The organism is Moorena sp. SIO4G3 (assembly GCF_010692305.1).
In the GTDB taxonomy this organism is placed as follows: Bacteria; Cyanobacteriota; Cyanobacteriia; order Cyanobacteriales; family Coleofasciculaceae; genus Moorena; species Moorena producens_A.
On sequence record NZ_JAAHIG010000351.1, the window covers coordinates 1 to 8974 of the forward strand.

Consider the following 8974-nt stretch of genomic DNA (forward strand, 5'->3'; position numbering starts at 1 on the left):
TTAGGTTAGGGATAGAAGTTTTGGATTTTAGGGAATAGGGAATAGGGAATAGGGAATAGGGAATAGGGAATAGGGAATAGGGAATAGGGAAAAAATTAGGTGTAGCTCATAAATCTAATAACCGTTATCTAGTAATTGGTTTAAGCACTGGGTTTATTATATTATAATATCTCCAGATAATTACCCTTAATAAAAATATTACCATCTCCCTATCTCCCTATCTCCCTATCTCCCTATCTCCCTATCTCCCTATCTCCCTATCTCCCAGCGCCAGGGATTCTTACGGAGATAGGCTTGGTAGTTGTATGTGTGTTTTTTTTACTTTATCGCTTTTTTTTATCAGGTCATTTTAAGGGATAATATCAGGTGATATAGTCTAAGTTGAGACTGAAATTAAGTCTTTATATTTACAGTTTTAGCTAATTAATTAAGCTTGATTTACCAGCATTATTGCCAGCAATTTTTTAGTTGGTAACTTGACGGGATTATTCAGCCAAAAGAGGTAGAATTGCTTTACTCATCAATGGCTACTTTAAATTTTAGGCTTTTGTCAACCCCTCTACCTAAATCCTTACACTATATTTATCTACAATCAAGATTTATTGGCTTGACAAGATATTGATTTATTGTGCTTCTCTATCCAGATAATCTTTAATTAAAGAATTAAAGATTCTGTAAAACTATATTTTTTTTGCGGTAGATATCCGAAATCCAGCTATCTTAAAATTAGCAACTAGCAGTAATTTTTAATCTTGACTATGGGGTAAATACGGAATAAATTATGTAGCCAAAAGAAATACGTCATCACTCGTATAGCCCGTTTGAAAAATTATTTACTGGCGATAAATGAAGGACTTACGTGAAGACTTACTTTAGACGAAAACCTGTGAATATTGGGGATAACTAAAGTAAATTACCGGCCTTTACCAAACCATGTAGCTACTTTCCAAACACCTTCTTAGAACAGATAAAGTATTTTACTGCATCTACCACATTAGCGGTTGGGATGCAATCTTAACCTAAGTACTAACCTTATGAAAAATCATTTATCTAACTTGGAAGTGGTTAGAAACTTCAAGCCTCGTAAGCTTGGTTTAGCAATAACCACTTTCGCTGCCCTAGGATTTTCCATGTCTGTGCCTGCTGCTGCAGGAGAATTTCGTACCATTGACGGATTTGGCAACAACCCCAATGATCCGACATTGGGTCAAGCGGAAACACCACTGCTTCGGCTGTTGACTCCTGCTTACGAGGATGGCTTCAACGCACCAAGAACAACGGGTAGCACCGGCAATATTCTGCCTAACCCTCGTGACATTAGTAATACAATTGTTCCCCAGAAGGAATTAGTACCTAATTTCCTCAACGCCAGCGACTGGATCTGGCAGTGGGGGCAGTTCATAGATCACGACTTGGATCTGAATGAGGGAGGATTAGATCGGCCACGAGAAGATTTCACCCCCATCCCAATTAACCCTATTGACATTGCTACTGGTCTTCCGGATCCACTCGCGCCATCTATACCCTTGATCAGGGTTCCTGCAGCTCCAGGCACTGGCACTGGACCTGGCAATCCGCGCCAGCAGATCAACCAGCTGACTTCTTTTATTGATGGTTCACAGGTCTACGGATCTGATCCAGTGCGGGCGGAATTTTTGCGTACTAATGATGGTAGTGGAAAGCTCAAGAGCCAAAGTATCAATGGCCAAGAGTTACTACCTTTTAACACTGGCGGATTTCCTAATGCCAACACTACTCCCCCTATATCATCAGAAGAGTTGTTCATCGCTGGCGATGTTCGTGCCAATGAACAAATTGGCTTAACCGCAGTTCACACTTTGTTCGTACGGGAGCACAATCGTCTGGCTGAAGAACTTGCTGAAAAAATTGACGCTGGCGACCTGGTCATTTTGGAGAAGTTACATAAGTCAGGACTTGATAAGGGCGACTTTATTTACGAATCAGTTCGTAAGGTCGTCGGTGCTCAGATTCAAGTAATCACATACAATGAGTTCCTACCGCTGATCATGGGGGATAGCCTTTTGGAGGATTACTCTGGCTACGATCCAACCGTTGACCCACGTATCAGTGTGGAATTTGCCAATGCTAACTTCCGCGTTGGCCACACTCTTCTCTCCCCAGAGCTTCAGCGCATTAACAATGACGGCACTTCCCCCGGAAGTATCTCCCTTGCCGATGCCTTTTTCACTCCCCAAGAGGTGATTGATAATGGCGTCGATTCACTGTTTTTGGGTTTAGCTTCCCAGGTGGCTCAAGAGGTTGACAATCAGATAGTGGACGAGGTGCGGAACTTCCTTGCCCCGATTGCCACCGGTGGCTTTGACCTTGCTTCAATCAATATTGCGCGGGCAAGGGAAGTTGGCCTTCCCGGCTACAATCAGGCTCGTGTGGAACTCGGTCTGGATCCGGTCACTGCCTTCTTGACCACCGATACCGAACTTGGGATTACTTCTAACCCAGAAGTAGCAGCTCTATTTGAAAAAATCTACGAGTCTGTAGAGGATGTGGATTTCTGGATTGGAGGAATATCTGAAGACTCCTTCAACGGTGGTTTGGTCGGTGAACTATTCAATACGGTCATCTCAGACCAGTTCACGCGGACACGAGATGGTGACCGATTCTTTTTCCTCAACGATCTCGATCATCTGCTCGCCTTGGCTCCAGATCTAGAAAGCACTCGCCTCTCGGACATTATTCGCCGGAACTCAACGATTACCAAAATCCAGGATAATGCTTTTGTTGTCCCAGAAGATGTGCCGGAACCTAGCAGCATTTTTGGTTTAGTTACACTCCTAGGTTTAGCAGCTATAGCGCAGCGCTATAACTTTCCACCAAAGCCATAACCCTGTACAATAATCCCATCGGTTCTATCGGTTTATATAAGTAATCATCCACTACCGCCATCATCTCTTGTTGCTCTACCTTTGGCACAGTCGGAATTGTTAAAGCCAGAATTTTTACCCTACCGGTTGTGGAGGATTGACGCAGCCATTGAGTCATTTCGTAACCCTCCCTGGTCGGTAACTGCCAATCAATAATAATCGTCTGGGGCTTAAGCAATGCAATTTGTTTGATGGCAGTGGAAGCATCAATCAACCAAATTACTTTATAGCCTGCTGCGGTCAAAATTTCGCAAATTAGGGTAGCAATCTCTTCTTGGTTTTCCACTAAGGCCACAGTGCCTTGAGCTTTGAGAGTTAGGTTGGACTTTGGCAGGGCTTTTTCTGAAGTAACTGGTGCCATGGGTTGAGTGGGTAACCAAACTGTAAAACAAGACCCCTCTCCCACTACCGATTCCACCTCAATTTTGCCCCTATGGAGTTCGATTAGCTGTTTGGTTAAGGCTAACCCCAAGCCAGTTCCTTCATACTTGCGACGGTAGGGCGTTTCTAGCTGCTGAAACTTTTGAAACAGTAATGGTAACTGGTCTTGGGCAATACCAATGCCTGTATCTTCCACTTGAAACACTACTAACTGATTTTCTGGCCAGACCCGTAGGATTACTTTACCCCCCTCTGGGGTAAATTTAATCCCATTACTTAAAAGGTTAAACAAAATCTGTGTAACCCGCCGTTGGTCTGCAGAAAAACAGTCCCTTTCTGGTGGCACTCGCCAATCTAGCTGTAGAGTCACCTGCTGTTGGTAGGCTTGTTCGTTTAGGCTACTCAACACCTGATTGGCTAGCTTACTTAAGGAAAATTTGCTGATAGTCAGGACTAACTTTCCTGCTTCAACCTGAGACAAATCCAGAATATCGTTGATCAGTTCTAGCAGGTGTTGCCCATTGTCCTGGATAGTTTTTAAATAGCGCTGTTGCTTTTCGACAGGTAATCTGTGGGAACTGTCCTGACCAAAACACCAGCGCAAGAGTGTAGCTGCCATCCCAATTACGCAGGTTAGAGGGGTGCGCAATTCATGACTCATGGTAGCTAGAAACTCACTCTTAGCAAGATTGGCTGCTTGAGCAGCTTGCAAAGCATCCCGGAGTGCTTGGGTGCGCTCAATTACCCGTTGTTCAAGGGTGTTGTTTTGCTGCTGCACTTGGGAGTATAACTTCGCTTGATAGATGGCAACGGCTAGGTGTTCAGCAATTGCCTGGAGAAAGTTTTTTTCACTGTCCTGCCATCGCCTTGGCTCCAAACACTGATGGGCAATTAGTAGTCCCCACAGGTTGTTTTCGACAATAATTGGTGCGACTAACTTGGCTCGTACTTGATGTCGATGCAACAGTTTAAGTAAGCAATTATGGGTATTATAGCTCTTATCAACATCATCAACAGCAACCGTTGACCCTCGCTGATATTTATGTGTAGAGTTCGGTACATGGGTTAAACATTCCTCCTGCTCAATCACATTCAGCACTGATGGGATACCATCGGAGGCTTTAGCTTCGTAGGTAATACAACCCCAGCCTAATTCAGTGGCAGCAGCAGGTGCTGGCTCTAGTGCTGTGGGACTAGAGCTGTAAGGAAAGTCAAATTGATAGATGACTAATCGGTCTACTTCTAAAAAGTGTCGTACCCGTTCAACTGCTGTGGTCAGGATCAGCGGTAACTCTTGGCTTTGACGGATTTGACTGGTCACCTGATTGAGCAATCGCTCTTGCTCAACCTGCTGGTGCAGTGCTTCTGCTACGGGTTGACAAATGGACGCATAGGGATAATCTGGCTCTGCTAATGGTGGAACATCGGTGCTGTAGTCACACAGAATATCGATTAATGATAGGGTAAATTCGCTCTGGATAGCTGGATTATTGGGTTTGAGGGAGGCTTGAGCCCTATTGATTAGGTTGAGAATATCCTCAGAGGTGTCAACTTCTAATGGTGAGGTTAGGTAGGAGTCTTTGAGATGGGTAAGAAAGTTTGCGATCGCGTCCGGAGCGAAGGTCAATCCCACTTGGTACAGTCTCATCAGAGAGTCATACCCAGTTAAGGTCTCCGGTTGGGCTTCCCCCCACAGTAGACAACTGAACTGTTCTGATCCGATCAGGGTAAACCTCTGGCTCTGAGCCTCAGTACTCACCCTCTGATTTCCCAAAATATCAGACTTTAGGAGTATTGCCTCTTCCCCCAAGCTTGACTTCATCTCGTCTAATCGCTGATCCAGACGTTCAAACACAGCCAAGGGCAAAATTCTGAGGAATTTTGGATTACTAAATAATTTGGTAGGTGGAATTAAGGATAACACCTGCTGCCTGGTGGGCTAACTTGCCTGAATGGTGTGAATAGTAGCTTCTTTGATGGTAGTTGATTTTTGTCCACCTGCTTATACGTATTTCCCTAGTTTACCACATTTTAGCTTTGCGTGCAGCGTGGTAAGCGTGGTAAGCGTGGTAAATATTATAAAAATTGTAAATATGGTAAGTGTGGTTAACACGCCCAGGGAGAGGGTAGAAGTAATTGGTTTCGTTGGTTAATCAAGTACCAAACTAGATGGCGATGTTCCGTTCGCGCAGCGTCTGGCACTGCCAGTAAGGAACCGCTTCGCGAACGCACTAATTTTTTAGTAATGTTTAACATCGGTAATAAGGAGTAAAACTAAAATACAATAGATAAATAGATCAGATTAAAAGTGATCAGACATGACACCAGAAGAAAGATTAACTCAAGTAGAGAACTTGTTAGAGACAGCAGCACGATACATTAATCATCACTCTCAGAATATCGAGCAAAATCAAGCAGACATCACTCAATTACGAGTTTCCCTCAATGAGACCTTAAGATTGTTTTCAGATTTGGCTACCTATCAACGTCAAAGTCAAGAGGAGATTCGCCAAAATCAAGAAGAAATACGACGGATTTGGGAATATTTATTAAATCAAAGCGGTAATGGACGCTCCGGGAATTAAACCTCTAATGCTTGGGATCTGATCCCCAATAATTTCACCTGACTGTAACTGATCAATAATCGGCTGGACATCAGAGCGGATAGTACGATACCGTTTGGCTAGATTGCCTAGGCTTCTCTTCAACTCAGGTGTAACCGTGATTTGGATTTTGGCTGGTTGATTCTGCATCAATCCCATCCCACAGCTGTGAAACAGGAAGTGTATTCATGCGTCATGGCTTCTTGCCATCCCTGACGAAAGCTTTCTTCTGCCGTATTCTGTGTAACACTCTCACGAAACAGACGAACTATCTGCAACAAATTGGGTAAGTATTCTTGGGGAGTTTGCTGTATTTCTTCAATCACTTGTTCCAGTATTTCTGTAGTAGTAGCGTTATCAGCTACAAAATTTTTGTCTGTCATTATCCTACCTTAAAGTTAGCAATACTCTGATTACTATAGCAGTTATCAATTGGGTTAGGTACTTTCTTTATCGGGAGTAGGGAGTAGGGAGTAGGGAGTAGGGAGTAGGGAGTAGGGAGTAGGGCGAAGAGTGTGGGGCGGAGAGAATTGTTATATTGGTTTAATAGCGCACTAAACTAGAATGCGATGCTCCTTGGCCTTGGCCTATTGGCCACGCTACGCGAATGGGCCACGCTACGCGAATGGAGCCGCTACGCGAAGGCACTAATTTTTGATAAATGTTTAACATCATAAATAATGATAAAAAATCGAATATAATAGATAAATATATAAAATTAAAAGTGTTCAGACATGACACCAGAAGAAAGATTAACTCAAGTAGAGAACTTGTTAGAGACAGCAGCACGATACATTAATCGCCATAGTCAGACTATCGAGCAAAATCAAGCAGAAATTACTCAATTACGAGTTTCCCTCAATGAGACCTTAAAATTGTTTTCCGAGTTAGCCACCTATCAACGTCAAAATCAAGAGGAAATACGACGGATTTGGGAATATTTATTAAAAAAGCGGGGACGTTCCGGGAATTAAACCTATTAACATTCATCAGACATGACACCAGAAGAAAGATTAACTCAAGTAGAGAACTTGTTAGAGACAGCAGCACGATACATTAATCGTCACTCTCAGACCATCGAGCAAAATCAAGCAGAAATTACTCAATTACGAGTTTCTCTGAATGAGACCTTAAAATTGTTTTCGGATTTGGCAACCTATCAACGTCAAAGTCAAGAGGAAATTCGTCAAAGTCAAGCAGAGATTCGCCAAAATCAAGAGGAAATACGACGGATTTGGGAATATTTATTAAATCAAAGCGGTAATGAATGAAACGGGCAAGATGCCCGTTCCACGGAGGGAATTAAACCTCTAGCGGTTTGGGAGTGTAAACAGAAAATTGATGGATAAAGGGCACCATCCCCCTGTCGTGATTGGCCTTTGGGCCACGCTACGCGATGCTCGGTACGAGCCGCTACGCGAACAGAAAAAGTGAATTTTTCTTGCATTCGAGAGCAATAGTGTGATCACCTAGATAGAATTTAGACTGACAAAGTGAAAAATGTGCTGGCTACTCGACCTGGGTAGCCGGAAAAAGTCAATCAGGGAATCTCTATCTCATTTCTTTGTTGACGTTCGAGTAGAAACCTCGATGATAAACAATAGCTGTTCTGTGCTTGATTCCCAAACCAATCTACAACCAATGGCTACTACTGGTGATTTGGACATCACCAATGGCCCGATTAACATCGATTTTGATGACCAAAGACCCTGAGGGCGCAACGCCCCACCGATTCTATCCCGGAGACGAAACCTGATTGTGAGTGGAGCCTTTATGGTTGGCAGGCTATGCATAAAAAGGTTAAAACTTATTGATTAAGGCTCCACTCTCCTTACGGTAACTTCAAACCATGGGGTTAGCCCGAACAGGAATTTATTCCCTAACTGCCCGGAAATTTTAGTCCTAAGATATCGACTATAATAGAAAGCAATGCATCAATACCAAGGAGGTGAAATAAGCGTGTTGGTTATGGAATTCAAGGCTGTCCTTAAAGAGCCTCAAAAGTTGGCAATAAATGAAGCCATTAGAACGGCTCGTTTTGTCCGTAACAAGGTACTTCGGTATTGGATGGACAATCGTGGAACAGGGAAGAAAGAACTCTATCGATACAACACTCAACTAAGGGAAGAGTTTGAATTTGTTAAAGACCTCAATAGTCATGCTTGCCAAGCCTCTGTTGAGAACGTAGAACGTGCTATCAAACGTTTCTTCGATAACTGCAAAAATAAAATTCCTGGAAAGAAGGGTTATCCTCGTTTCAAGAAACATTCTAGATCAGTGGAGTATAAGCAATCTGGATGGAAGTTATCCCCAGATAATAAGTCCATAAAATTCACCGACAAGAAGGGTATCGGAAAAGTCAAGCTCAAGGGTACCTGGGACTTGTGGAGATTCGAACAAAAATTAATCAAGCGAGTTCGGATTGTCCAAAAAGCCGATGGTTACTATGTCCAGTTTTGCGTCAAAGTAGACAATTCAGAACAATTAGAAGCCACTGGCTTTACTGTTGGATTGGACGTAGGCTTGAAGGAGTTTTATACCGACTCTGACGGATACTCTGAACCTAATCCCAGGTTTTACAAAAAAGGTGAAAAGCGCGCCATATTTTATCAACGTCGAGTTTCTCGAAAAAAGAAAGGCTCTGCTAACCGTAAAAAAGCAATTAATAGACTAGGTAGGACACACCTTAAAATAAGTAGACAACGTGAAGAGCACGCCAAGAGACTGGTTAGAAGTTACCGTAAGATAATGGAGCCTTTTTGGTTTGTAGGTTATGCATAAAAGGGTTAAAACTGTTGTTATAAAGGCTCCATTATCTAAGGTTTCGTCTCCGGCGCGCTGCGTAATCCGGTCTAACGACCTGGTCGCCTACGTTCGCGCAGCGTGCCGTTCGCGAAGCGTGGCCTACGGCCAAGGCAAGATTTAAGAGTTAAAAACCTGGTTAAAAACCACTGTTTAGCTAGGGCGTGTCATCAAATAGGAATCAATCTAGTTTAGAATCGATAAATGTAGAGAGTTGAGTCAATTAGGATCCGTGCTATCATGACACGTCGCTATGCCTTGCGGGATGACCAGTGGGAACGAATC

10 protein-coding genes and 1 pseudogene are annotated in these 8974 nt (G+C 43.2%); 6 read left to right on the forward strand and 5 right to left on the reverse strand.

The window, feature by feature from the left end; all coding sequences use genetic code 11:
• Window positions 1–1034: 1034 nt before the first annotated feature.
• Window positions 1035–2864 (forward strand): peroxidase family protein, encoded by a 1830-nt coding sequence (locus tag F6J99_RS36085; protein WP_293120424.1) that lies wholly within the window; start codon window positions 1035–1037, stop codon window positions 2862–2864.
• Here F6J99_RS36085 and F6J99_RS36090 read toward each other — a convergent pair.
• A complete protein-coding gene (locus F6J99_RS36090; RefSeq protein WP_365974968.1) occupies window positions 2827–5208 on the reverse strand; it encodes an ATP-binding protein in 2382 nt (793 codons plus the stop codon). The two genes, F6J99_RS36085 and F6J99_RS36090, sit on opposite strands and share 38 nt — an antisense overlap.
• Before the next feature lie 182 nt (window positions 5209–5390).
• Window positions 5391–5540, reverse strand: coding sequence for a hypothetical protein (locus F6J99_RS36095; RefSeq protein ID WP_293120426.1), 150 nt, complete (start codon window positions 5538–5540; stop codon window positions 5391–5393).
• A gap of 62 nt (window positions 5541–5602) precedes the next feature.
• Here F6J99_RS36095 and F6J99_RS36100 point away from each other — a divergent pair, with 62 nt between their 5' ends.
• Window positions 5603–5869 (forward strand): hypothetical protein, encoded by a 267-nt coding sequence (locus F6J99_RS36100; protein WP_293120428.1) that lies wholly within the window; start codon window positions 5603–5605, stop codon window positions 5867–5869.
• On the opposite strand, the gene F6J99_RS36105 is transcribed toward F6J99_RS36100, so the two are convergent.
• Both F6J99_RS36105 and F6J99_RS36110 read right to left on the reverse strand, forming a co-directional pair.
• Complete coding sequence (locus F6J99_RS36105; RefSeq protein WP_293120430.1) at window positions 5834–6037, reverse strand: hypothetical protein; 204 nt, start codon at window positions 6035–6037, stop codon at window positions 5834–5836. The genes F6J99_RS36100 and F6J99_RS36105 overlap by 36 nt on opposite strands.
• On the reverse strand, window positions 6037–6270 hold the full coding sequence (locus tag F6J99_RS36110) for a hypothetical protein (RefSeq protein WP_293120432.1): 234 nt from the start codon (window positions 6268–6270) through the stop codon (window positions 6037–6039). Before F6J99_RS36110 ends, F6J99_RS36105 begins: the two co-directional genes overlap by 1 nt.
• A gap of 351 nt (window positions 6271–6621) precedes the next feature.
• Between F6J99_RS36110 and F6J99_RS36115 the strand changes: the two genes are divergently transcribed.
• Both F6J99_RS36115 and F6J99_RS36120 read left to right on the forward strand, forming a co-directional pair.
• On the forward strand, window positions 6622–6861 hold the full coding sequence (locus F6J99_RS36115) for a hypothetical protein (protein ID WP_293120434.1): 240 nt from the start codon (window positions 6622–6624) through the stop codon (window positions 6859–6861).
• 21 nt (window positions 6862–6882) lie between these two features.
• Entirely contained in the window at window positions 6883–7158 is a 276-nt protein-coding gene (locus tag F6J99_RS36120; RefSeq protein WP_293120436.1) for a hypothetical protein, read from the forward strand.
• Here F6J99_RS36120 and F6J99_RS36125 read toward each other — a convergent pair.
• Window positions 7140–7334 (reverse strand): hypothetical protein, encoded by a 195-nt coding sequence (locus F6J99_RS36125; protein WP_293120438.1) that lies wholly within the window; start codon window positions 7332–7334, stop codon window positions 7140–7142. The two genes, F6J99_RS36120 and F6J99_RS36125, sit on opposite strands and share 19 nt — an antisense overlap.
• 53 nt (window positions 7335–7387) lie before the next feature.
• Between F6J99_RS36125 and F6J99_RS36130 the strand changes: the two genes are divergently transcribed.
• Complete coding sequence (locus F6J99_RS36130) at window positions 7388–7600, forward strand: hypothetical protein (protein WP_293120440.1); 213 nt, start codon at window positions 7388–7390, stop codon at window positions 7598–7600.
• A 246-nt stretch (window positions 7601–7846) separates the two neighbouring features.
• Window positions 7847–8614, forward strand: a pseudogene (locus F6J99_RS36135) (transposase); the annotation flags it as partial.
• Window positions 8615–8974 lie beyond the last annotated feature (360 nt).